Origin of the sequence: Streptomyces sp. MCA2 (assembly GCF_023544705.1) — a bacterium.
GTDB classification, from domain to species: domain Bacteria; phylum Actinomycetota; class Actinomycetes; order Streptomycetales; family Streptomycetaceae; genus Streptomyces; species Streptomyces decoyicus.
Genome location: NZ_JAMJFM010000002.1, coordinates 281617 through 304863 on the forward strand (window position 1 = coordinate 281617; position 23247 = coordinate 304863).

The 23247-nt window shown below is 71.9% G+C and carries 19 protein-coding genes; 8 read left to right on the plus strand and 11 right to left on the minus strand.

The genetic code is table 11. From position 1 onward, the window contains the following. Positions 1-2: 2 nt before the first annotated feature. Both M8I34_RS03090 and M8I34_RS03095 read left to right on the plus strand, forming a co-directional pair. Positions 3-1031, plus strand: a complete 1029-nt coding sequence (locus M8I34_RS03090) for an ABC transporter ATP-binding protein (RefSeq protein WP_250047780.1) — start codon at positions 3-5, stop codon at positions 1029-1031. Beyond that, complete coding sequence (locus M8I34_RS03095; protein WP_250047741.1) at positions 1028-1906, plus strand: ABC transporter ATP-binding protein; 879 nt, start codon at positions 1028-1030, stop codon at positions 1904-1906. Before M8I34_RS03090 ends, M8I34_RS03095 begins: the two co-directional genes overlap by 4 nt. A gap of 117 nt (positions 1907-2023) precedes the next feature. Here the strand turns inward: M8I34_RS03095 and M8I34_RS03100 are convergent, their stop codons facing one another. The 6 genes from M8I34_RS03100 to M8I34_RS03125 all read right to left on the minus strand — a co-directional run bounded on the left by M8I34_RS03100 (position 2024) and on the right by M8I34_RS03125 (position 10594). Next, positions 2024-2791, minus strand: a complete 768-nt coding sequence (locus M8I34_RS03100) for a class I SAM-dependent methyltransferase (protein ID WP_250047742.1) — start codon at positions 2789-2791, stop codon at positions 2024-2026. A gap of 132 nt (positions 2792-2923) precedes the next feature. After that, a complete protein-coding gene (locus M8I34_RS03105; protein WP_250047743.1) occupies positions 2924-4273 on the minus strand; it encodes an erythromycin esterase family protein in 1350 nt (449 codons plus the stop codon). A 101-nt stretch (positions 4274-4374) separates the two neighbouring features. Continuing rightward, positions 4375-7041 carry an ABC transporter permease gene (locus M8I34_RS03110; RefSeq protein WP_250047744.1) on the minus strand — a complete coding sequence of 889 codons (2667 nt, stop codon included), beginning with the start codon at positions 7039-7041 and terminating at the stop codon, positions 4375-4377. 152 nt (positions 7042-7193) lie between these two features. After that, positions 7194-7976, minus strand: a complete 783-nt coding sequence (locus M8I34_RS03115) for an ABC transporter ATP-binding protein (protein ID WP_250047745.1) — start codon at positions 7974-7976, stop codon at positions 7194-7196. 208 nt (positions 7977-8184) lie between these two features. Then, positions 8185-8883 carry a response regulator transcription factor gene (locus M8I34_RS03120; protein WP_250047746.1) on the minus strand — a complete coding sequence of 233 codons (699 nt, stop codon included), beginning with the start codon at positions 8881-8883 and terminating at the stop codon, positions 8185-8187. Next, positions 8876-10594 (minus strand): sensor histidine kinase, encoded by a 1719-nt coding sequence (locus M8I34_RS03125; RefSeq protein WP_250047747.1) that lies wholly within the window; start codon positions 10592-10594, stop codon positions 8876-8878. Before M8I34_RS03125 ends, M8I34_RS03120 begins: the two co-directional genes overlap by 8 nt. 94 nt (positions 10595-10688) lie before the next feature. Here M8I34_RS03125 and M8I34_RS03130 point away from each other — a divergent pair, with 94 nt between their 5' ends. Beyond that, entirely contained in the window at positions 10689-11615 is a 927-nt protein-coding gene (locus M8I34_RS03130) for a cobalamin-binding protein (protein WP_250047748.1), read from the plus strand. A gap of 34 nt (positions 11616-11649) precedes the next feature. Here M8I34_RS03130 and M8I34_RS03135 read toward each other — a convergent pair whose 3' ends face one another. Beyond that, positions 11650-13056, minus strand: coding sequence for a short-chain fatty acyl-CoA regulator family protein (locus M8I34_RS03135; RefSeq protein ID WP_250047749.1), 1407 nt, complete (start codon positions 13054-13056; stop codon positions 11650-11652). Positions 13057-13435: 379 nt separating this feature from the next. Here M8I34_RS03135 and aceA point away from each other — a divergent pair, with 379 nt between their 5' ends. The 3 genes from aceA (at position 13436) to M8I34_RS03150 (ending at position 17427) form a co-directional block, all read left to right on the plus strand. Further along, entirely contained in the window at positions 13436-14725 is a 1290-nt protein-coding gene (gene aceA / locus M8I34_RS03140; protein WP_250047750.1) for an isocitrate lyase, read from the plus strand. Between the two features lie 231 nt (positions 14726-14956). Beyond that, entirely contained in the window at positions 14957-16549 is a 1593-nt protein-coding gene (gene aceB / locus M8I34_RS03145) for a malate synthase A (RefSeq protein ID WP_250047751.1), read from the plus strand. Then, positions 16546-17427, plus strand: a complete 882-nt coding sequence (locus tag M8I34_RS03150) for a 3-hydroxybutyryl-CoA dehydrogenase (RefSeq protein WP_250047752.1) — start codon at positions 16546-16548, stop codon at positions 17425-17427. Before aceB ends, M8I34_RS03150 begins: the two co-directional genes overlap by 4 nt. 105 nt (positions 17428-17532) lie before the next feature. On the opposite strand, the gene M8I34_RS03155 is transcribed toward M8I34_RS03150, so the two are convergent. From M8I34_RS03155 to M8I34_RS03170, 4 genes are all read right to left on the minus strand, one after another. Next, on the minus strand, positions 17533-18210 hold the full coding sequence (locus M8I34_RS03155) for a hypothetical protein (protein ID WP_250047753.1): 678 nt from the start codon (positions 18208-18210) through the stop codon (positions 17533-17535). Between the two features lie 103 nt (positions 18211-18313). After that, positions 18314-19117: an ABC transporter ATP-binding protein gene (locus M8I34_RS03160; RefSeq protein WP_250047754.1), complete on the minus strand. Its 804-nt coding sequence runs from the start codon at positions 19115-19117 to the stop codon at positions 18314-18316. Then, positions 19114-20181 (minus strand): iron chelate uptake ABC transporter family permease subunit, encoded by a 1068-nt coding sequence (locus M8I34_RS03165; protein WP_250047755.1) that lies wholly within the window; start codon positions 20179-20181, stop codon positions 19114-19116. Before M8I34_RS03165 ends, M8I34_RS03160 begins: the two co-directional genes overlap by 4 nt. Continuing rightward, the gene (locus tag M8I34_RS03170; protein WP_250047756.1) at positions 20178-21260 is read right to left on the minus strand and encodes an iron ABC transporter permease; all 1083 of its coding nucleotides are present in this window, start codon (positions 21258-21260) and stop codon (positions 20178-20180) included. The genes M8I34_RS03165 and M8I34_RS03170 overlap by 4 nt, the downstream gene beginning before the upstream one ends. 151 nt (positions 21261-21411) lie before the next feature. Here M8I34_RS03170 and M8I34_RS03175 point away from each other — a divergent pair, with 151 nt between their 5' ends. Beyond that, the gene (locus M8I34_RS03175) at positions 21412-22386 is read left to right on the plus strand and encodes an iron-siderophore ABC transporter substrate-binding protein (protein ID WP_250047757.1); all 975 of its coding nucleotides are present in this window, start codon (positions 21412-21414) and stop codon (positions 22384-22386) included. Continuing rightward, on the plus strand, positions 22386-23183 hold the full coding sequence (locus M8I34_RS03180) for a 2,3-dihydro-2,3-dihydroxybenzoate dehydrogenase (protein WP_250047781.1): 798 nt from the start codon (positions 22386-22388) through the stop codon (positions 23181-23183). Before M8I34_RS03175 ends, M8I34_RS03180 begins: the two co-directional genes overlap by 1 nt. Positions 23184-23247: the final 64 nt, after the last annotated feature.

Genomic DNA, 23247 nt, shown 5'->3' on the forward strand with positions numbered 1-23247 from the left:
CCATGCCCCCGCCGGACGCCGCCCCGCTGCTGGACATCGACCGGCTGACCCTCCACCTGCCCGGCACCGCCCGCCCCGTCCTCGCCGAGGTCTCGCTGCGCGTCGGCCCCGGCGAAATCGTCGGCCTGGTCGGGGAGTCCGGATCGGGCAAGTCCACCACCGCCAAGGCCGCACTGCGACTGCTGCCCGAGGGCGCCCGCGCCGAAGGCACCGTCCAGGTGTCCGGCACCGACGTGCTGTCCCTGAGCGGGGCGGCGCTGCGTGCACACCGTGCCGGTGCCGTCGCCATGGTCCACCAGGACCCGCGCTCGGCTCTCAACCCGGTCCGCAGGATCGGCGACTTCCTCGCCGAACGGCTCGCCCGCAGCGGCCTCGACCGCCCCGCCGTACGCGCCCGCGCCCTCGAACTCCTGGGCACCGTGGGCCTGCCCGACCCGGAGCGCCGTATCCGGCAGCGTCCGCACGAGCTCTCCGGCGGCATGCTGCAACGCGTCGTCATCGCCGGCGCGCTGGCCGCCGCCCCCCGGCTGCTGCTCGCCGACGAGGCCACCAGCGCGCTGGACGTCACCACCCAGGCCGAGATCCTCGCCCTGCTGCGCACCCTGCGCGACGAGCACGGCATGGGCCTGCTCTTCATCACCCATGACCTTCAACTGGCCGCCGCCTACTGCGAGCGGGTGTACGTCATGTACGCGGGCCGGGTCGTCGAGGAACAGCCGGCCGCCGCCCTGTTCAGCGCGCCACGGCACCCCTACACCCGTGGACTGCTGGCCTGTTCGCCGGACCTGGCCGAGGCGCCGCGCGTGCTGCGCCCCATCCCGGGCCGCCCGCCGTCCCTCGCCGACACCTTCCCCGGCTGTCCCTTCCACGCGCGCTGCGCACACGCCGACGACGACTGCGCGACCTGGACTCCGGCCCCGGCCCCCCTCCCCGGCGGCGGCTCCGCCTCCTGCCGCAAACTGCCGGACGCCCCGGCACCGACCGCCTCCCCGACCCCGCCCTCACCCTCGCCCGAGAAGAGGCAGCCATGACCGGCGCACACCCGCTCCACGACCCGGCGTACCGGCCCCCGCACGACGCCCCGCCCGTTCTGGCGGCCGAGGGTCTGACCAAGACGTATCCCCTGCCGGGCGGTGGCCGGCACCAGGCCGCCGACGGGATCTCCTTCGCGCTGCCACGCGGCGGCTCGATCGGGATCGTCGGGGAGTCCGGGTCCGGCAAGACGACCGTGGCCCGGATGCTCGTCGGACTCGTGCGGCCCGACGCCGGCACGGTGACCGTCGACGGCCACGCCCGCGCACCCCGTACACCACGGGGCCGGGCAGCGCGGCTGGCCAGGGCCCGGGACATCCAGATGGTCTTCCAGGACCCCTATGTCTCACTCGATCCCCGCCTCACCGCACGCCAGTGTCTGCACACCGCGCTGCGGCTGCACGGCACAGCACCGCGGGACGCCGAACAGCGGGCGACGCAACTGCTCGACCAGGTGGGGCTGGGGACACGGGAGGCCGGCGCCCGGCCGCACGGACTCTCCGGCGGCCAGCGGCAGCGCCTCGCCATCGCCCGTGCGCTCGCCGTCGATCCCAAAGTGCTCGTCCTGGACGAGGCGGTGGCCGCGCTGGACGTCTCCATCCAGGCACAGGTCCTGCAACTGCTGGCCGGGATCCGCCGCGACACAGGAGTGGCGCTGGTGTTCGTCAGCCACGATCTGGCCGTGGTCCGGCATCTCACCGACGAGACGCTGGTGATGCGGCGCGGCCGCGTGGTGGAGCAGGGGCCCACGGAGCAGGTACTCGCCGAGCCCGCGGCTCCGTACACCCGGGCGCTGCTGGCTGCCGTGCCGCACCGGGGCTGGGACCCCGCAAGGGCGACAGCGGCCGCCGCCGCGGCGGGGTTGAGCGCCTAGCGACCTCTTGCGGCGACGCCGCGCCCCTCGGTCAGGCAGTTGGCGCGCGAGGGCGTCGGAAGCGACGAAAGGGAGCGGCGCGGAGGCGTGATACTCGACGAGGAGACAGCGGCTCGATCACGGGCGAGCGGCCATCAACAGGTCGACCACATAGGTCTCTTCCACCACCTCGTCGGGGAACATCTCACGCAGTCGCCCGCGCTCCTCGGAGAGAAAGGCCCGCTTGTCGTCCTCGGCCAGGACCAGGAACGCCGAGCGGCTGCCGATATTGGCAAGGTGTGTGTCGAGGGGGACCGTACGGCTCCACCGCAGCTGCCTGCGGGCGACCCGGAGGCCCGACAGGCCCGCGAGCCGGATGGCGTCGCTGTCGTCGGGACGCGCCCGAGACGACTGCTGCACTCCCACTCCGCAGTGGTGCGCGATCCGCTCGTGCTGCGCACGGATCCAGGGCACGTCGAAGGCGGTGGTGTTCCACCAGATCGCCAGCGCACCGCCAGGAAGCAGGACCCGCAGCACCTCCGGGACGGAGCGGGCGGTGTCGGTCCACTGCCAGGACTGCGCGTAGGTGAGGAGGTCGTGGGAAGCGTCCGCGAGGGGGAGGGCGTTGCCGTCGCCTCTGACGATCGGCACGTCCGGGAGCATGGTGTGGAACCGGGCGGCCATGGCGTCGCCCGGCTCAACACCGATCACGTCGGCCCCTCGCTCACGCAGCAGAGCAGTGGCGATTCCGGTGCCCGCGCCGACATCGGCGACGCGGGCACCCGCCAGGGGACGGCTCATGAACTGTTCGATGAGAGCGAAGAGCGCGGGCGGATAGGAAGGCCGGCCGGCGGCGTACTGGTCAGCGGCCGCGTTGAATGAATGGGCGCGTGAGCTGGCGGTCATCCGCACATCATCGTCCCCTGGCGCCTGTCGTGGGGATCCAGGCCGGGCTCGCGGGGTCTGGCCTGATCCCCACGACACGCCCTCGCCCCGCTGACCGCCCGCGCCCGGTCCGCCGTAGAGGATGCCGGCGGCTCACTTCCCGACGGGTGAGGGGGCGGCCAGCAGCCGGGCGGCACCGACCTGGTGCAGATGGACGATGATGTCGTGCGACCGCGCGAGCGCGATCCGGTACTCCACGCCGGGGCCGGGGTACTCCGTGCCGATGCTCCTGGTGGGACGGGCCGTGGCCAGCCAGGCGCGGGCCGCGGGCGGGGCGCTTCGCAGGTCCAGGACGTAGTCGCGGTGGCGTACCCGGTCCAGGGTGTACTCATTGCTGCCGGGTTTCGCGGGGCCCAGGGTGTACACCCGCACCTGTCCGTCGGCTCCGGTGGCATGGAACGACCCCCGGTCGAAGGTGGTGCCGATGCTCACATAGCTCTTGCCCAACTTGTCGCGCAGGAAGCTCCCTTGCACCTTGGGGTAGTGCGTCGGGTCACTGGTCTCCAGGGCGACATGTGCGTCATGAGCCGACAGCACGGTCTTGTCCCCGGTGTGTTTCTGCCACCAGGCCACGTTGTCCGCCATGACCGCATCGCGGTAGCGCATGCCTTCCGCGACCTGCCGCGGGTCGTCGAAGGCAAAGGCGTATCCCCTGGCCGTCTGGTCGATGGCGGTGGCGTGCTGTACGGCCCAGGCGTGCGCCTTCTTCTCCGTCCCCGCGCCGGGCCGCTGCTGCTTGAGCAGTTCCAGCGCGCGTCCGGTCCGGCCGGCTATCGCCTTCCGTTCGGCCAGCGGCCGTTTCAGATACGCCTTCATATGGGCGTCGACGGTGGTCGTGGGCCGCAGGCCGCGGTAGAGCTGGGCAAAGCGGGGCAGCAACGCCGGGTGGGCCTTGGCCACATAGCCGGTCACCCTGTCATAGGGTTCCGGACCGGCGTACCCGAAGTCGTCGCCCATGAACTGCACCGGATCGTGCGGATGCCGGCAGTTGTAACTTCGCATCCACGTCAGCAGGTTCAGGTAATCGGTGTTGTTCCACCAGGAGTAGATGTCCTGGAACTCCTCGCGCATGATCCGCCGTGGATCGCCCTTGCCGTGCAGCACATAGTCGTTGAGCCGTAATCCGGAGCTCCAGCTTCCCTCCAGGGCGAAGCTGCGAAAGCCCTTCTCCTCGACGAGGTAACGGAAGACCCGGTGCTTCATGGCGAAGAATTCATGGGAACTGTGGGTGGCCTCGCCCAGCCCCACCACCCGGGCGTCCTTCACCATCCGGCCGACCGGGCGCAGGTCGCCCAGGTCCCCCTGGGGCTCGGTGGTACGCAGCGGGTGTGCGTCGCGTTCCAGGGCGGGCACCGGCGGCTGTGCCGAGGACGGGGGCGCGGCGGCGACCACCGCGCCGAGCGAGAGGAGTAATGCGGCGAGAGCCGATCCGTGTTGTCTCATGCCCCAAGACTTCCTGTCGGCAGGGACGGCGGCCATGTGCCCCACCCCCCAGTCGGGGGTGGGGCTGTCCCCACCGGACCTGCGGTCCCCGCCGGCCCGGCTCAGGCCGACTGCATCGCGTGCAGCATGTTCAGTCGGGCCGCCCGGCGGGCCGGCCAGATCGCGGCCAGGACTCCGATCACCAGTGCCAGCACCAGGAAAACGCCCAGGCTCCCCCACGGCAGGACCGTCTCGTACAGCGGCATCGACGTCGTCATCAGGCTGCCTCCGGCCCAGGCCAGGAAGATGCCCGTGCCGATCCCGAGCGCCGCGCCGAACAGGGAGATCACCACCGACTCCAGCCGGACCATCTGCTTGATCCCGGTGCGGTCGAGGCCGATGGCCCGCAGCATTCCGATCTCGCGGGTGCGCTCGAAGACCGACATGGCCAGGGTGTTGACGACGCCGAGGATCGCGATGATGACGGCCATGCCGAGCAGCCCGTACATCATGTTGAGGACCGTGGTGAAGGGCCCGTTGTTCTCCTTGACCAGCTGCTCCTGGCTTCGGACCTTCAGCAACGGGCTGTCGCCGAGCGCGGCGCGGATCTTCCGCTCCAGGCCGGGGGCCTGGCCGGTCTCGGCCTTGACCAGTACGTTCTCGAGTTCTTGGGAGCTGGTGGAGTACGGGAGCACGTCGGAGAGCGTGCCCAGCGCGTCGTCGGCTGCGCGGGTCCTGGTGTAGATGCCGACGACGGTCAGCTTCTTCCGGGCCTTTCCGGTGTCGGTACCGGTGTTCTTGCCGGTGCCTGTACCGGGGTTCGTACCGGAGGCCGTACCTGTGTCCGTACCGATGTCCGTACCGGAGTCCGTGCCGCTGCCCAGCTCGGCGTCGATGGTGCCGCCGACGTGGAGCCCGGCCTGCTCGGCGAACTCGTCGGAGACCGCGATCCTCCCGGGCCCGATGTCGTCCAACGTGCCTGCCTGGAAGTCGAGTCGCGCGGCCTCGCCGAACGCCTTCGGGTCCGTGCCGGTGATCACGGCGTACCGGCCCCGGGTGTCGAGACCCGCCGAGGTGACGGGGGCGGCCGCGGCGACCCCGGGCACCCGGGCGACCTTGCCGGCCGCGTCCGCGTCGAGACCGCGGGCGGTGCTGTTGGTGACCTTGTAGTCGGCGGCCAGGCCCTGGGTGGCTTCCCCGTCCATGGCGCGCTGGGCGGAGTGCCCGCCGACGGTCAGGCCGGTGATCAGGGCGAGCCCGATCATCAGGGCCGATGCGGTGGCGGCGGTGCGGCGCGGGTTGCGCAGGGCGTTCTCCTTGGCCAGCTTGCCGCTGACGCCGAACCATCGGGTGGTGGCCCTGCCCGCCAGGGAGATCAGTGGCCTGGACAGCAGTGGGGCCAGCACGATCACGCCGAGGAGGGTCAGTACGCCCCCGAGCATCGCGGTCATCAGATGGGGCTCGGTGCTGGTCGTGAGCGTGGAGACGTAGAACATCACCAGCACCCCGGCCGCGGTGAGCAGCGTGCCGAGCACATTGCGGACCACCAGGGCGCGGGCGGGCGGGGCCTGGTCGACGCTGCTGAGCACCGCTACGGGGGCGATCTTCGCGGCCTTGCGGGACGGCAGCCAGGCGGCCAGGACGGTGACGACGACGCCGACCGCGAGGGACGACAGCGGGGCCGCGGGCGTGATGACCAGCGGCCCGTCGGGCAGTCCGGCACCGGTCGTGTTGAGCAGCGGGCGCAAGACGGTGGCGATGCCGAGGCCTAGCGCGAAGCCGGCGGCGGAGGCCACGAGGCCGAGCAGTGCGGCCTCGATGAGGACGGAGCGGACGACCTGGCGGCGCGAGGCGCCCACGGCCCGCATCAGCGCGATCTCGCGGCTGCGCTGGGCGATGAGCATGGTGAAGGTGTTGGCAATGAGGAACACCCCGACGAACAGCGCGATTCCGGCGAAGACCAGCAGTGTCTTGGTGAGGGACTGGGTGTTCTCGGCGATCTGGGCGGACTGCTCGGCGGCCAGGTCCGCGCCGCTGGTGGCGCGGACGCCCTTGCCGGGAAGCAGCGTGCGCACCTGGTCGGTCAGCGTGCGCTCGTCGGTACCGTCCTGGGCCGCGACCGCGATCTCGTCGAACTGGCCGGGATGGCGGAACAGTTTCTGAGCGGTCTCGGTGTCGAAGAGCGTCAGGGTGCCGCCGGCGGTGACCTGAGGGTCGTCCGTGGTGACGATGCCGACCAGCTTCTTGGTCAGGGCGGGCCCGTCGGTGGCGAAGCGGACCGTGTCGCCGAGCCGGTAGCCGGCCTTCTCGGCGGTCTTGGCGTCCAGTGCCAACTCGCCCTCGGCAGCCGGGCCGCGGCCTTCCTTCAGCGGGAAGTGGCTGTCCTTGCCGTCCTTGTCCCGCAGGTAGTTGGTGGCCAGGTTCTGTGAGTCGTTGCCGGCGTTGACCGGGCGGCCGTTCTTGGCGGCCAAGGTGGCCTCGCCGTTGACCGTGGGGCGCACCGAGGCGACGCCGGGCAGCGCGCGGATCTTCCGCGCCAGCGCGGCGTCCAGGGAGGTGGTCCGCTGCCCTTCCTCTTCACCTGCCGGGGTGGCGGGGTCCCCCTCCGCTCGCACGGAGACGGCCACGCCCTTGAGGCTCTTGGCGGAGGCGTTGCGGAAGGCGGTCGCCGTGGTGTCGGCGAAGACCAGGGTGCCGGAGACGAAGGCGACACCGAGCAGGACCGCGAGTGCGGTCATCATCAATCGGGCTTTGTGCGCAAGGACGTTGCGCAGGGCGGTACGCAGCATGGTGGTGGTCAGTCCTGGAGGTAGCCGGAGACAGCGGGAGGTAGCGGGAGGTACCGGGAAGTGTCTTGAGGTAGCTGGAGATGAGCCGTGGAGGCAGGGGGCCCTACGGGATCACCGGATTACGGGAAGGGATGCCGTGCGCGAGAGCCGCGTCAGCTCGTCCGTCCCTCGGTGTCGAAGAGCCGCATGCGGTCGAGCACGGACTCAGGCGTGGGGGCGGGCAGATCGTCGGTGAGCCGCCCGTCGGCGAGGAAGACCACCCGGTCCGCGTAGGAGGCGGCCACCGGGTCGTGGGTGACCATCACGACCGTCTGCCCCAACTCGCGTACGGAGTCCCGCAGAAAGCCCAGGACCTCCGCACCGGAACGGGAGTCGAGGTTGCCGGTCGGCTCGTCCGCGAAGATGATTTCCGGACGCCCGGCCAGCGCGCGGGCCACGGCGACCCGCTGCTGCTGGCCGCCGGAGAGCTGCGAGGGGCGGTGCCGCAGCCGCCCGGCGAGCCCGACGGTCCCCACGATCAGCTCCAGCCATTCCTGGTCAGGCTTGCGGCCGGCGATATCCATCGGCAGCGTGATGTTCTCGACGGCGTTCAGCGTGGGCAGCAGGTTGAACGCCTGGAAGACGAAGCCGATCTTCTCCCTGCGGAGCCTGGTGAGCTGACGGTCTCCCAGGCGGGACAGCTCGGTGTCGCCGATCCGGGCCGATCCCTGGGAGAGGGTGTCGAGCCCGGCCATGCAGTGCATCAGCGTCGACTTGCCGGAGCCTGACGGCCCCATGATCGCGGTGAACCGGCCTCGTCCGAACTCGACGGTCACCGAGTCGAGGGCGACGACGCGGGTCTCGCCCTCGCCGTAGATCTTGGTCAGTCCCGTCGCGCGGGCGGCGACGCCGGACGCGGCGCCGAGGCGGGTGGCGGCAGTGGCAGGGTGCGACATGGGTACTCCTGGGAGGGGTGCGGGGCTCCCGACCATCGTGGCCGCGAGGCACCCCCGGATCCGTCGCCCTCAGGTCGGGACTGCGCCGCCTGCCCAACGGCGGACCCGCCGCGGTCCTGTCCTCCTCACGGACCATGGCGCCTCTGCCCGAAGAGAGAGCCGACAGCCCGGCCTGCCCGGAGAGCCGATGCCCCGACCCGGGAGGCGCTCAGCCCATCAGCCCGGCCTGGTGCGCCAGCAGCCCCGCCTGCACCCGGCCGCTGGATCCCGTCTTCTCCAGGATCGACCGGACATGGCTCTTGACCGTCCCCACGCCGATGCCGAGCCGACTGCCGATCTCCGCGTTCGACAGCCCCTCCCCCAGGGTGACCAGCACCTCCCGCTCCCGGTCCGTCAGCCCCGCCACCCTGCGGTCCGGGGCCGCGGGCCCGGCACCGGCCCAGCCGCCGCTCAGCATCCGGCGGATGACGGTCCCGGTGACGCCCGGTGAGAGCACGGCGTCCCCCGCGGCCGCGGCCCGTACCGCGCTGATCAGCTCCTGCGGCCTCTCGTCCTTGAGCAGGAAGCCGGTGGCGCCTTCCCGCAGGGCCCTGGTGACGTTCTCCTCGTCGCCGAAGGTGGTGAGCATGACCACCTGCGGTGCGGGGGTGAGGGCGACCAGCGGTTCGATGGCCGCGAGCCCGTCGAGTACGGGCATACGGATGTCGAGGAGCACCACATCGGGCCGGTGCTCGGCGGCGAGCCGGACGGCGTCGGCGCCGTTCGCCGCCTCGCCCACCACCTCGATGCCGTCGGTGTTCCGGAGGATCAGCCGGAGGCCGTGCCGGATCATCTCCTCGTCGTCGGCGAGCAGCACCCGGATCACGGAACCCGTCCCGGAGCCCGGGGAGTTGGCCTGGTCAGTCATGCTTCCTGCTTCCATGGGGCGGTTCGGTCGCCTTTTCGGTCACTACAGGGACCGTGAAACGGTCAATCGCGATCAGCGTGTCCGTCCCGAAGCAGTAACGGACGATCTCCAGCCGCCCGCCTTCGGCCCGGTCCGTGTAGGGGTACAGGCAGCCCGTGGCGGAAGCCGGCCGCGGCGGCTCGCGCCCGGCGGCGGCCGCGCGCGCCATGTCGTCGTCCGGTGCCACGGCGCGCCGCACCTGCTCCTTGGCCATCCCCACCCGGGGCTTTTCGGGGCTCCGGTACGCCAGGTCATAGCGTGAGTGGGACACCAGCAAGACCCCGAACAGCATCATCACGCCCACTCCCACGAGGCCGAGCAGCCCGGTGACGGCGCCGGCAAGGCGCCGCTGGAAGGCGGAGAGCCCGCTGCCGGGCGCGTAGACGGCGGCCGGCCCGTCGTCGTACGGTGCCGTCTCCGCCGTCTCCCCCGTCTCCGTTCCGGGCCCGGGGTCGGCGGGCAGGCCGGCCGTCACGGCGAAGCCGCCACCGGGCGTCCGGTGTGCCTCCAGGCTGCCGTTGAGCAGCGCCACGCGCTCCCGCAGCCCGGTCAGCCCGCGCCCGGAACCGAGCCCGGTCGCGGCGGCGGGCGGTACGGGCGGCACGCCGTTGCGTACCCGCACCTCCACCCGCTCGTCGGTATGCCGGACGGCGACGGTCACATGGGCCCCGGTCGCGTACCGGTGCACGTTGGTGAGCGACTCACGCACCACCCGGTGCACCGCCCGCCGCACCCGGGCGGGACGCGCGTCGAGATCCTGCCCCTCCCAGCAGAACTCGACGGGAATGCCGACCCCGCGCGACTCCTCGACCAGCGCCTCGATGTCCGCACGCGTACCCGTCGCGTCGGTCAGCGCATCGGTGCCGGTATCCCTGGCCAACGGGCCCAGGACCCCCAGCACCTCCCTCAGCTCCTGCATCGCGTCACGGGCGGCACGGCCCACCACGGCGGCCTCGTCCCGCAGACCGGGTGCCTCCCTGAGCAGCGCCATCTCCAGTCCGCCCGCGTGCAGGGAGACCAGGCTCAGCCGGTGCCCGACCAGATCGTGCATCTCCGCAGCGATACGCGACCGCTCCCGCACACGGGACTCGCTGTCCGCGAGCCGCTGCGCCTCCTCGGCGGCGGCCGTCCGCTCCCGCAACGCCCGCAGCAACCGGTCCTGCTGCCCCGCGGCGATGCCGACCAGCCCCGGCACGACGACCGTGATGACGGCGAGCACCGAGCTCAGCGCCAGCCCGAACAGCCAGCTGCCCAGCTCCAGATGGGGCGCGGACACCGCACAGACCGCCATCGCCGAGGCAGCCGCCCCGAGCAGCAGCCCGGCACGCCGTCGCGGCGTCTCCAGCTGCCGGGCCGCCGTGTAGGAGGCCACCGCGGTCAGCAGCGCCACCGCGGGCACCACCCCCATCAGCGCCGCCAGCCCGAGCACACCGGCCACCGGGAACCGGCGTCGCACCAGCACCAGCACCACGCCGACGAGCGCCAGGGCCGGCGCCCCGCCCATCAGCCGCGCCTCGATCCACAACTCACCCTGGTACGTGAGCAGCACCAGCGCCCCGGCCAGGACCGCCTCGCCCGCCGCACGCCACAGCTGCCGCCCCTGCTCTCCCGGCCCCGCGAAGGGGCTGCGGGACGGGCGGTTCTCGCTGACCGGTGGAGCGCTGGACGACATGCCGTCGATTATCGGGGGCTTTGCGACGGGTTTCCCTGCGCCTTGCGGACGATCCGTCTCTACCCAAAGGCAGAGGCCGCTCTAGGCTCGGAGCATGCGCATCGTCTCGCTGCTCCCCGCGGCCACCGACATCGTGGCCGAGCTCGGTCTGACCGCGGATCTGGTGGGACGCACCCACGAATGCGACTGGCCGCCGGAGGCAGTCGCCGGGGTGCCCGTCGTCACGGCTGCCGAATTCTCCGCGGACACCCTGAGCAGCCGGGAGATCTCCGACGCGGTGGGCGGCGCCACGCACGCGGGCTCCTCGCTCTACACCCTCGACACTCAGGCCCTCGCCGACCTCGCTCCGGACGTGGTTCTCACCCAGGACCTGTGCGACGTGTGCGCGGTGTCGTACCGCAGCGTCTCCGAAGCCGTTCGGATCCTGGACGCCGATACCAGGGTGCTGAGCGTGGAGCCGCGGACCCTGGGCGATGTGCTGGACTGCCTGGTCACGGTGGGCGCACTGCTGGGCGTACGCGAACGAGCCGAGCGGCGGCGGGAGCAGCTGCGCGCACGCCTGGCGGAGGTGGAGCGGCTGACCGCCGGGCGGCCGCGGCCGCGCGTGGTGGCCATCGAGTGGCTCGACCCGCTCTGGCCCGCGGGGCACTGGGTTCCGGAGCAGATCACCTGCGCAGGCGGCACGCCGCTGCTGGCGGCGCCGGGCGAGCACACCAAACCGATGGAGTGGGCCGCGGTACGCGCCGCACGCCCCGACGTCCTCCTCGTACTGCCCTGCGGCTTCAGCCCCGACCGGACACTGCGGGAGCGCGATCTGCTCACCGAACTGCCGGGCTGGGACGAGCTGCCCGCCGTGCGCAACGACGCGGTCTGGGTCCTGGACGGGCCCGCCTACTTCAACCGGCCGGGCCCCCGGGTGGTGCGGGGTGCGGAGGTCCTGGCCCACGTCCTGCACTCTGTCGAGGCGGGCGACCCCGTGCTGCCGGGTGAGGCGACCCGGCTGTCCGCGGCGGAAGGCTGAGACCGGGAGCCGACCGGGTCCAGGAGTCGACGGCTCAGGCCGGTCGGTCCGCCACGGGATAGGGCACGAAGGTGCTGCTGTTCTCATTGATGGCCAGCGGCTGCCCCAGCGGAGGGACGGCGCGCTGGGGGCAGTCGAGGCGCTCGCAGATGCGGCAGCCCATGCCGATGGGCGTGGCGGCGGCGGTGTTGTCGAGGTCGAGGCCGTCGGAGTAGACCAGCCGGGAGGCGTGGCGGATCTCGCAGCCGAGGCCGATGGCGAAGGTCTTGCCGGGCTCGCCCCAGCCACCGCGGTGGCGGGTGACGGCACGGGCGGTCCACAGATAGCGCCGGCCGTCCGGCATGGCGGCGATCTGGACGTGGATACGGCCGGGAGCGGCGAACGCCTCGTAGACGTTCCACAGCGGGCAGGTGCCACCGGCGCGCGAGAAGTGGAAGCCGGTGGCGGACTGCCGCTTCGACATGTTGCCGGCCCGGTCGACGCGGACGAAGGAGAACGGTACTCCGCGGAGCCGGGGGCGCTGGAGCGTGCTGAGGCGGTGGCAGACGGTCTCGTAGCCGAGGCCGAACTGGTCGGTGAGCCGCTCGATGTCGTAGCGGACCTCCTCCGCGGCGGTGTGGAAGGCGCGGTAGGGAAGGATCAGTGCGGCGGCGAAGTAGTTCGCCACGCCGATCCGGGCGAGCGACCAGGTGTCGGAGCCCTCCGCGTAGTCCTCGGCCGCCAGCGCGGACAGTTCGTCGCCGAATTCGAGCAGTGCGAGCTGGGTGGCCATGCGGAAGGCCTGCTGGCCCGGACGCAGCCGGCCGGACAGATGGAGCACCCGGGCCACGGGGTCGTAATGGTGCGGTTGTTCCGCGTCCGACGCTATGCGTACCCCGTGGTGTTCGGTGAGCCGTGCGGACAGGACCCGCAGGACCTCGCCGGGGCGGATGCCGATGTCGCGGGCCAGGCCCTCCGCGGCCAGGTCGGCCTCGTGGAGGTAGTTCTGCCGCCGGTAGAAGAACTCCCGGATTTCCTCATGCGGCGACCGCGGCAGGGCCAACTCGTGCCCGTCCCGGCCCTCGGCCGCCACGGCCAGCTGCTGGGTCAGGGCGTGATTGCGCCGGCCGAGCTCCAGCAGGACCGAGGCCGCGGCCGGCATCTGGGTGGCCAGTTGCGCCAGGTCGGACGGGGAGACCTGGGCCGTGGAGACCTCGTTCGCGAGGGTTTCGCGCAGGTCGGCGACGAGACGGCTGGTGTCCCGCTCCGAGAAGAAGCTCGCGTCGACGCCGAAGGTCTCGGTCAGCCGCAGGAGCACCGGGACGGTGAGCGGCCGTGAGTCGTGCTCCATCTGGTTGAGGTAGCTGGGCGAGATCTCCAGCCTCCGCGCAAGCTCCGCCTGACTGAGCCTGCGCTCCTCCCGCAGCCGCCTCAGCCGCGCACCCGCATAGATCTTGCTCACCGGAACTCCCCTTCGACGATGCCCGAGCCTACGCGGAACAGCCCCCTCAGGCGACGTTGGCAAACTTAACAAAGTGCCGCGGAAAGATGCGCGGAAGTTGGCATCCATCCACGCTTGTTGGCACTCAGTGCCACTGCCAGAGTCGTCCTACGGCCCGCCGCACCGCGGCAGCCGGACCGGGACTCCACAGCGATTTCACGCCCTGACGTCGCACGATTCGAGAGCTCGGCCCGGCGCTCCGGGCGCATTGCTCACCGTTCCACACACCGGGCGGGGCGGCGGGCCGTGTTCCACACATGACGGCACCAAGTGACATGCCGTTTGCACGCTTCACAAGCACGACAAGCACGATGCACTTCACGCGATCCGGGAGACGGTCATGACGCAGGCAGGGACGACGAAGGCGACGGCCGAGGAGCTGGCGCAGCGGTGGGCAACGGACCCGCGCTGGAAGGGGATCGAGCGGACCTACACCGCCGGGGATGTGGTGCGGCTGTCCGGCAGTGTCCGCGAGGAGCACACGCTGGCCCGGCGCGGCGCCGAACGGCTGTGGCGGCAGCTGCACGAGCAGGACTACATCCACGCGCTCGGCGCTCTGACCGGCGGCCAGGCGGTCCAGCAGGTCAAGGCCGGCCTCCAGGCCATCTACCTCTCCGGGTGGCAGGTCGCGGCCGACGCCAACCAGGCCGGCCACACCTACCCCGACCAGAGCCTCTACCCCGCCAACTCCGTCCCGCAGGTGGTGCGCCGGATCAACAACGCGCTGCTGCGCGCGGACCAGATCGCCACCGCCGAGGGCGGATCGGACACCACCGACTGGCTCGCGCCGATCGTCGCCGACGCCGAGGCCGGCTTCGGCGGGCCGCTCAACGCCTTCGAGCTGACCAAGGCGATGATCGAGGCCGGCGCCGCCGGTATCCACTACGAGGACCAGCTCGCGTCCGAGAAGAAGTGCGGGCACCTGGGCGGCAAGGTCCTGGTGCCCACCGGGCAGCACATCCGCACCCTCAACGCCGCCCGCCTCGCCGCCGATATCGCCGATGTGCCGACCGTGATCGTGGCCCGTACGGACGCGCTCGCCGCCAATCTCCTCACCAGCGACATCGACGAGCGCGACGCCCAGTTCGTCACCGGCGAGCGGACCGCCGAGGGCTTCTACCGCGTCCAGAACGGCATGGCCCCGGTCATCGCCCGCGGCCTGGCCTACGCCCCGTACGCGGACCTCATCTGGGTGGAGACCGGCACCCCCGACCTGGCGCAGGCCCGGGAGTTCGCCGAGGCCATCCACGCCGAGCACCCCGACCAGATGCTCGCCTACAACTGCTCGCCGTCCTTCAACTGGAAGGCCGCCCTCGACGACGACCAGATCGCCAAGTTCCAGCGGGAACTGGCCGCGATGGGCTACCGCTTCCAGTTCATCACGCTGGCCGGGTTCCACTCCCTCAACCACGCGATGTTCGACCTGGCCCGCGGCTACGCCGAGTCCGGTATGACGGCCTACGTCGACCTCCAGGAGAAGGAGTTCGCCGCCCAGGAGCAGGGCTTCACCGCCGTCAAGCACCAGCGCGAGGTCGGCACCGGCTACTTCGACCAGGTCTCCACCGCCCTCAACCCGGCCTCCTCGACCACCGCGCTGCGCGGCTCCACCGAAGAGGAGCAGTTCCACTAGGAACGGCCCGGCCTCTCCGGGCGACCCGGGCCCGTTGAACCGGCTGTTGACCCGGCCATCGGCCCAGCCCTTGGCCCGGCTGTTGACCCGGCCCGCCGGCCCGGCCGTCGGCCCCCGTGGCTCGGCACGTAGGCAGCCGGCCGCCCCATCACCAGGTGAGGGCCGGACGACGACCGTGTGCGTCCGGCCCCCACCGTCCCCCGCTCCACCGCGCCCGTTGAGGAGATGCGCATGTCCACCACCGAACTCACCAGCCGTGTCCAGGTGCTCGGCGCCCCGGGCGACCGCTTCGACGAGATCCTCACGCCCGCCGCCCTCGATTTCATCGGGCGCCTCGCCAGGACCTTCACCGACCGGTACCGCGACGTCCTCACCGAGCGCCGCCGCCGCACCCTTCGCCTCTCGTCCGGATCCCCGCTCGACTTCTCACTGGCCACCTCCGCCCTCCGCGCCGATCCGCACTGGCGGGTCGCCCCGCCCGCGCCGGGTCTCGCCGACCGCCGGGTGGAGATCACCGGGCCGCCGGAGCGGCGGATGACCATCGACGCGCTCAACTCCGGGGCGCAGGTGTGGCTGGCCGACTTCGAGGACGCCACCTCCCCCACCTGGGACAACATCATCGGCGGCCACCTGAACCTGCGGGACGCCATCGAGCGGCGGATCGACTTCACGACGCCCGACGGCAGGGAGTACCGGCTCGGCGAGGAGCTCGCGACCATCGTCGTGCGCCCGCGGGGCTGGCACCTCACCGAAGAGCACCTCCTCGTCGACGGGCGCCCCGTGCCCGCCTCGCTCGTCGACTTCGGCCTGTACTTCTTCCACTGCGCACAGCGCCAGATCGACGCCGGATCCGGCCCGTACTTCTACCTCCCCAAGCTGGAGAACGCCTACGACGCCCGCCTGTGGAACGACGTGTTCGTCTTCGCCCAGGATCTGCTCGGCATCCCGCGGGGCACCATCCGTGCCACCGTCCTGATCGAGACGGTCACCGCGGCCTTCGAAATGGAGGAGATCCTCTACGAGCTGCGCGAACACAGTGCCGGGCTCAACGCGGGGCGCTGGGACTACCTCTTCAGCCTGATCAAGATCTTCGCGCACCGCCCCGACTTCTCCCTCCCCGACCGGACGAAGGTCACCATGACGGCGCCCTTCCTGCGCGCCTACACCGAACTCCTCGTGCGCACCTGTCACAAGCGCGGCACGCACGCCATCGGCGGCATGGCCGCCCACGTCCCCGGCCACGACGCGCAGGCCGACGGGGCGGCGCTCGCCAAGGTGCGTCTCGACAAGGAGCGCGAGGCCGAGGACGGCTTCGACGGGACGTGGGTGGCCCACCCCGGTCTCGTCCCCTTCTGCCGCGACATCTTCGACGGCGTGCTGGACGGGCGCCCGCACCAGATCGACCGCACCCGGGACGACGTGCACGTCTCTGCCGACGAACTGCTGGCCGTCCGGCGCACCGCGGGACCGCCCACCGAGGAAGGCGTGCGCGCCAACATCTCCGTCGCGCTGCGCTACTTCGACGCCTGGCTGCGCGGCACCGGCGCCGTGGCACTGGACGGGCTGATGGAGGACGCGGCGGCCGCCGAGATCGCCCGGGCGCAGATCTGGCAGTGGCTGCGGCACGGCGCCGTCGAACGGGACACGGTGCTCGCTCTGCTCGACGACGAGATCGCCGCACTGGGAGCCGAGTACCCCTGGGCGCGGCTCGACGAGGTCCGGACACTCTTCGAACGGACCGCGCTCGCCCGGGAGTTGCCCGCCTTCTTCACCCCGGACGCCTACGCCCGCCACCTCGTCCAGCACGCAGGAGTCACGGCATGAGCGCCGCACCGCACACCACGATCCGGCGGGTCGGTGTGGTCGGCGGCGGCCAGATGGGCGCGGGCATCGCCGAGGTGTGCGCCCGCGCAGGCCTCGACACCGTCGTCTGCGAAGCCGACGCGACCGCGGCCCGGGCCGCCCGCGAGCGGATGGCCGTCTCCCTCGAACGCGCCGTCCAGCGCGGCAAACTGGACCGCATCTCGGCCGAGGACGCGCTGACCCGGACGGTCTTCACCGGCAGCCTCGACGACCTCGCCGACCGCCACCTCGTCATCGAGGCCATCGTCGAGAACACCGAGGCCAAGACCGACGTCTTCGCCGCCCTCGACAAGATCGTCGAGGACGAGGAGGCCATCCTGGCGACCAACACCTCGGCCATCCCCGTCATGCGGCTCGGCATGGCCACCCGCCGCGCGGACCGCGTCCTGGGGCTGCACTTCTTCAACCCCGTCCCGGTGCTCCCGCTCGTCGAGGTCGTCGCCTCCCTGCACACCGCGCCCGCAGCCGTCGCCACCGTCGAGGCATTCGTCACCGGCACCCTCGCCAAGACAGTCGTACGGTCCCAGGACCGGGCCGGCTTCGTCGTCAACGCCCTGCTCATCCCCTACCTGCTCTCGGCGGTCCGGATGACCGAGTCCGGCTTCGCCACCGCGGCCGACGTGGACGCGGGCATGGAGCTGGGCTGCGCCCACCCCATGGGCCCGCTCAAACTCGCCGACCTGATCGGCCTGGACACCGTGGCCTCCATCGCACAATCCCTCTACGACGAATTCAAGGAACCCCTCTACGCACCGCCGGCGCTGCTCCTGCGGATGGTGGAGGCGGGACTGCTCGGCCGCAAGACGGGCCGGGGATTCCACACATACGACCGGGACTGAGGGGTCCCGGTACGCCGCCGGGGTTGAGGGCCCCGGTGGCCGCCGGACGGGCGCGGAGCAGAACTGAGGCTGCTCCGCGCCCGCCGCGTTCGCGGCCGGGCCGGCTCACCCCACCGTCTGGTCGCCGTCGGGCAGATCCTCGACCGTCACCTTTCCCCGCGGCACGCCGAGTCCGTCCGCCACCGCCCTGGCCAGGCCGTCCGGGTCGGGCTCAGTGGGTACGGGCACCTGCGCGCCCTCCGGGTAACTCTCGATCGCCTTGGTGAAGTAGCTCGGATCCCAGGCACCGACGGCACCCCTGACCTCCACCGCGCGTACCCCCCGGCCCCCGATCCGCTGCCCGACCGCGGCGAGGATCCGATCCGACCGGTACTCCCCCGGCACCTGAAACAGGCTGGCGTGCGCACCCACCATGCCACCGTCCTGGAGACGGACGGTCACCGTCAGACAGCTGGTCACACTGGGGTAGGTGAGGGTGCCACCGGGCCCGACCTCACCGACCTGCCCCTCGCTGACCCTGAGGTGCGCACTCGCGGGTGCAACGGGCCCCGGTGTACGCGGCGGAGACATCACCGCACCCGGGAGGTAACCGCCCGCGGCCGTCGGCTGAGCCTGAGCCACGGCCACGCCGGTGGAACTCCCGTATGCCAGCAGTGCCGTGACGAGTAACAACGCCGTGCCGTTCACTCGCGGTACTCGCCGTACTCGCATGACTCGCACCCGCCGCAGCTGCCCCATCTGCCCCGCATACCTCTGCATCGCCATGACGCGTCTGCTTCCCATCCTGCTTCCATCCTGTTCTCGTCGAGATTCCCTGCCGACGGATGGTTGCAGAGCAGCTCCGCCGCCGGGCAGAGGGGCGGTCTTGCCCTCGCCCGCGAGCCCCTCACAAGGTCTGGCGGCTACGGGGAACAACGACCGGCGAGTCGTCGCCGGGGGCTCGGAGGATGTCGGCCTCCAGGGCGTAGAGCTCCTTGACGAGGGCCTCGTCGACCGTGTCGTGGGGGCTGCCCTGGGCGATGATGCGGCCTGCCTTCATCGCGATGACGGTGTCGGCGTAGCGGGCGGCGGCGGCCAGGTCGTGCTGCACCATCACGACGGTGCGGCCGGTGGCGGCGACCTTGCGGACGAGTTCGAGTACGTCGACGACGTGGCCGAGGTCGAGGGCGCTGGTGGGTTCGTCGAGCAGGACGACGGGGGTGTGCTGGGCGAGCACCATCGCGAGCCAGCAGCGCTGTCGCTGGCCGCCGGAGAGCCGGTCGAGGCGTTCGGCCGCGAGCTGTGTGGTGCCGGTGTCCGCCAGCGCTTGGCGTACTGCCTGCTCGTCCTCGCGTGACCACTGGCGCAGCAGGCCCTGGTGGGGATGGCGGCCGTAGCGGACGAGCCCGGCGACGGTGACGGCTTCGGGTGCGCGCGGGGACTGGGGCAGCAGGGCGATGCGGCGGGCGGCCTCCCGCCGGCCGAGGCGCCAGATGTCGGCGCCGTCGGCGTGGACCGTGCCGGTGTCCGGGCGGTGGAGTCGGGCGATGGTCCGCAGCAGGGTGGATTTGCCGCAGCCGTTGGGGCCGACGATGGCGGCGACATGCCCCTTGGGGAGGGTGAATTCGGCTTTGCCGACGACGGTGCGGCCGGAGTAGCCGGACGTCAGCGCGCGTACTTCGAGCCCGGGAGTTGCGGTCATGCTGGTCATGCCTTTCCGGTGGTCCGGTCCGAGCGGAGGAGGACCCAGAGGAGGAAGGGTCCGCCGAGGACGCTGGTGACGACGCCGACGGGTATTTCGACGGGAGCGGCGACCCGGCCGAGTGCGTCGGCCGCGGTGATGAGGGCGGCGCCGGCGAGTGCGGAGCCCAGTACGGGCACCCGGGTGGGGCCGCTGAGGCGCTGGGCGAGGACCGGAGCGGCGAGGGCGACGAAGGCGATGGGCCCGCCGATGCCGACCGCGATGCCGGCGAGGGCGACGGCGAGGGCGAGCGCGACGGCCCGCACCCGCCGCAGGTCGACGCCGAGACAGGCGGCCATGTCGTCGTCGAAGCGCAGCAGTTGGAGCCGGTGTCCGGCGACGAGGGCGAGCGGGACCAGGAGCAGCAGGGCGGCCAACAGAGGCTGCCCCACGCTCTCGTCGCGGCCGTTGAGGCTGCCCACGGCCCAGAGGAACACTCCGCCCGCGGTGTTGTCGTTCTCGCGGGACATGATGAGGTCGCTCACCGCTCCGATGAACGTGGAGACGCCGATACCGACCACGAGGACGCGGTAGCCGCGGCTGCCCGCACCGCCCGCGCACAGCACGACCACCACCGCGGCGGCGACGGCGCCGAGCGGGCCGAGCCACCAGGCGCCGGCCATCCCCGTCGCCGAACCGGCGGCAGAGGCCACGACGGCAGCGGTGGCGCCCTCGTTGACGCCGATGAGGTCGGGGGTGGCGAGCCGGTTGCCGGCGAGAGTCTGGGTCAGGCAGCCGGCGATGCCCAGGGCCATGCCGACCATGATGCCGACCACGACGCGCGGCAGCCGGAAGTCGCGCACGATCATGACGGTCCCGGGGTCGCCGGTGCCGAGCAGTCCGGAGAGCGTCTGCGACAGCGGCATCCCGGTGGAACTCGCCACGACCGCAAGGGCGGTGAGGACGAGCACCAGTGGTACGAGGATCGCGGCGGCGAGGGCGCTGCGGCGCGGGAAGAGCCAGGAGAGGGTGCCGGCGCGCAGCACCGTGCTGTCCGGCGGGGTGACGGCAGGTTGTGTGCCGGAGACTGTCATGCCGAGGCCCCCGCGGTGGACAGCCGGGACGAGCGGGCGATCCAGACGAGCAACGGTCCGCCCACGAAGGCGAGGAGCACGCTGACCGGTGTCTCCCAGGGCCGGATGACGACCCGGGCGAGGATGTCGGCGAGGATCATGACGTCGGCCGCGATCAGTGCGGACAGCGCGAGTTGGGCGGTCATCCGTGCGCCGGCCAGTGCGCGGGCGGCGTACGGGGCGAGCAGTCCGAGGAAGGCGATGGGCCCGGCCACCGCGACCGCGCAGCCGGCCAGCAGCGAGACGGCTGCCGCGACGACCAGGCGGACCCGGCCGGGGTGGTGGCCCAGTGAGCGGGCGCTGTCGTCGCCGAGGCCGAGTGCCGACAGGGGGCGGGCGCAGCCGAAGGCGGTGAGCAGGCCGACGGCCACCACGGGCAGCAGGGGCACGAGGTCGGACATCTGCACTCCGGCGAGGGAGCCGATCGTCCAGTAGCGGTAGGTGTCGAAGGTCGACTGGGTGCCGAGCAGCACATACGAGGTCATGCCGTGGAAGGTGGCGCCGAGCGCGGCTCCGGCGAGGACGAGCCGCAGCGGCGAGCCGGCGGTGCGGCCGGACCCGGCGAACAGGAGCACGACGGCACTTGCCGCCATGCCGCCCAACAGGGCCCACAGCAGCAGCCCCGAGGACGAGGTCACGCCGAAGAAGGTCAGTCCGAGCACGACGGCGAAGGCCGCACCGGAGTTGACCCCGAGGAGTCCGGTCTCGGCGAGCGGATTGCGGGTCGCGGCCTGGAGCAGACATCCGGCCGTGCCGAGGCAGACGCCGACGAGCACGGCGGCGAGCGTGCGCGGGAGGCGCACGTCCATGACCGCGAGGCGGAGTTGGGCGTCGGCGTGTGCGGCGGGGTCGCCGCGCAGGTAGTCCCAGGCGCGGGCCGCGGAACTGGATCCGGTGCCGATGAGCAGAGAGAGCAGCACGAGCACCAGCAGCAGGGCGGCGAGCCCGGCGGCCGCCCGGACGGCGGGGCGCGACCGGGGTGGTTCCCCGGGGCGATCGATACCGTCCGTTTCCGGCCGTTCCCCTTGCGTGATTGACATATGGTTAGCCTAACCTAAGCTACGCTCTGCGAACTAGACGGCGGTAATGCCCGATAAAGCAGGCTTTGTCGCGCTAATTCGCGTGCGACAACCGAGACGTGTGTGCACTTCCCGGACTCACCCCCTCATCGAACAACGGAGCTCTCAGGCCATGTTGCGCTTCTCTTCCCGCGGCCTCGCCCGCCCTGCCGTCGCGGCCACCTTCCTCGCCGCCTGTGCGCTGACCACCACCGCCTGCGGGTCGTCCGAGCCCGCCGCCGGCGCCGATGACGCGGCCGGCAGGACCGTGCGGCTCACCGACGCGACCGGCACGACGGTGAAGGTGCCGGCCGCGGCCAAGCGCGTGGTCGCCCTCAGCGAGATGGACCTGGACTCCGCGCTCACCCTCGGCGTCAAGCCGGTCGGACTGACCGCGGGCCGTGGCCAGCACGGCGCCCCCGGCTACCTCGCGGACCGCGCGAAGGGCATACCGGTCGTGGGCGCGGTGACCGGCCCGGACATCGAGAAGGTCGTACGGTCCAGACCCGACGTCATTCTCGCCGGCCAGACGGCCGACGCCCAGGTCCTCAAGCAACTGCGGCGGATCGCCCCGACCGTGGTCACGGTCGACCGCAGCAAGAACTGGAAGAAGGCCCTCCAACTCACCGCCAAGGCGCTCGGCAAGGACGACGCGGCCGAGAAGTTCCTCACCGGCTATGACACCAAGGTCGGCGCGCTGAAGAAGGAGCTGGGCGACCGGGCCGGTACGCGCGTGTCCGTGGCCCGCTACTCGGCGAAGGGCACGGCCGTCATGCAGCAGGGCGTGTTCATCAGCGACGTCCTGAAGGACCTGGGCTTCAAGCGGCCGGGCGTCCAGAACGAGAAGGGCGAGGGCCACTCGACGCCGATCAGCGACGAGAACCTCAAGGAGATCGACGGCGACTGGCTGTTCATCGGCACCCTGTCCACCGCGGGACCGGACGCCGGCCTGCTGGACAAGCTGGCCACGAAGCCCGCCTACCAGCAGCTCAAGGCCGTGCACGACAAGCACGCCACCATGATCGACGGTTCCAAGTGGACGAGCCTGGGCGGCGCCGAGGCAGCCGTCTCGGTGCTCGGCGACATCCGCAAGGCCATGGTCAAGTGATCCCCGTCGACCAGGAACTCGCGGGGCGGACGGCTCTCGTGACAGGGGCGGGCCGGGGCATCGGCGAGGCGGTGGCGCGGGCACTCGTCGCCCGCGGCGCCCGCGTCGTCGCCACCGATCTCGCTCCCGAGGGCATCGGAAAGCTCGCCCAGGAGTACGCCGGCCACCTCACCGCCCGCACGCTCGACGTCACGGACGCGGGTGCGGTCGAGGCTCTCGTCGCCGAGACCGAGGACACCCTCGGGCCGCTGGACATCACGGTCAACGTCGCCGGAATCCTGCGGAGTTCGTCCGTCGTGGAGCTGACCGATGAGGACTGGGCGGCCACCTTCGACGTCAACACCCACGGCGTCTTCCACGTCTCACGGGCCGTGGCCCGCCGCATGGCCGAACGGGGCTCCGGCAGCGTCGTCACGGTGGCGTCCAACGCGGCCGGTGTGCCCCGGATGGGCATGTCCGCCTACGCCGCCTCCAAGGCCGCGGCCGTCATGTTCACCAAATGCCTCGGCCTGGAGGTCGCGGCGCGGGGCGTCCGCTGCAACACCGTCTCCCCCGGCTCGACCCTCACCGACATGCAGCGCGCCCTGTGGACGGCCTCCGACGCGGAGGGTGAGGAGGCCGCCGCACGGCGCGTCGTCGCGGGCGACCTCGCGACGCACCGCACCGGAATCCCGCTCGGCCGGATCGCCGACCCCACCGACATCGCCGAGGCCGTGGCGTTCCTGGCCTCCGACCGTGCCCGGCACATCACGATGCACGACCTGTACGTCGACGGCGGAGCGACGTTGCGCGCCTGAACCGGCCCGCTCCTCCTCCCGCCTCTCCCGGCCTCAGCTCGTCACCTTTCGCTTGGAGTCACCC

Bases quoted from the DNA above. Each gene is read 5' to 3' on its own strand.
- M8I34_RS03090 (WP_250047780.1), top strand. From the start codon at position 3: ATGCCCCCGCCGGACGCCGCCCCGCTGCTGGACATCGACCGGCTGACC.
- M8I34_RS03095 (WP_250047741.1), top strand. From the start codon at position 1,028: ATGACCGGCGCACACCCGCTCCACGACCCGGCGTACCGGCCCCCGCAC.
- M8I34_RS03100 (WP_250047742.1), bottom strand. From the start codon at position 2,791: ATGACCGCCAGCTCACGCGCCCATTCATTCAACGCGGCCGCTGACCAG.
- M8I34_RS03105 (WP_250047743.1), bottom strand. From the start codon at position 4,273: ATGAGACAACACGGATCGGCTCTCGCCGCATTACTCCTCTCGCTCGGC.
- M8I34_RS03110 (WP_250047744.1), bottom strand. From the start codon at position 7,041: ATGCTGCGTACCGCCCTGCGCAACGTCCTTGCGCACAAAGCCCGATTG.
- M8I34_RS03115 (WP_250047745.1), bottom strand. From the start codon at position 7,976: ATGTCGCACCCTGCCACTGCCGCCACCCGCCTCGGCGCCGCGTCCGGC.
- M8I34_RS03120 (WP_250047746.1), bottom strand. From the start codon at position 8,883: ATGACTGACCAGGCCAACTCCCCGGGCTCCGGGACGGGTTCCGTGATC.
- M8I34_RS03125 (WP_250047747.1), bottom strand. From the start codon at position 10,594: ATGTCGTCCAGCGCTCCACCGGTCAGCGAGAACCGCCCGTCCCGCAGC.
- M8I34_RS03130 (WP_250047748.1), top strand. From the start codon at position 10,689: ATGCGCATCGTCTCGCTGCTCCCCGCGGCCACCGACATCGTGGCCGAG.
- aceA (WP_250047750.1), top strand. From the start codon at position 13,436: ATGACGCAGGCAGGGACGACGAAGGCGACGGCCGAGGAGCTGGCGCAG.
- aceB (WP_250047751.1), top strand. From the start codon at position 14,957: ATGTCCACCACCGAACTCACCAGCCGTGTCCAGGTGCTCGGCGCCCCG.
- M8I34_RS03150 (WP_250047752.1), top strand. From the start codon at position 16,546: ATGAGCGCCGCACCGCACACCACGATCCGGCGGGTCGGTGTGGTCGGC.
- M8I34_RS03155 (WP_250047753.1), bottom strand. From the start codon at position 18,210: ATGGGAAGCAGACGCGTCATGGCGATGCAGAGGTATGCGGGGCAGATG.
- M8I34_RS03160 (WP_250047754.1), bottom strand. From the start codon at position 19,117: ATGACCAGCATGACCGCAACTCCCGGGCTCGAAGTACGCGCGCTGACG.
- M8I34_RS03165 (WP_250047755.1), bottom strand. From the start codon at position 20,181: ATGACAGTCTCCGGCACACAACCTGCCGTCACCCCGCCGGACAGCACG.
- M8I34_RS03170 (WP_250047756.1), bottom strand. From the start codon at position 21,260: ATGTCAATCACGCAAGGGGAACGGCCGGAAACGGACGGTATCGATCGC.
- M8I34_RS03175 (WP_250047757.1), top strand. From the start codon at position 21,412: ATGTTGCGCTTCTCTTCCCGCGGCCTCGCCCGCCCTGCCGTCGCGGCC.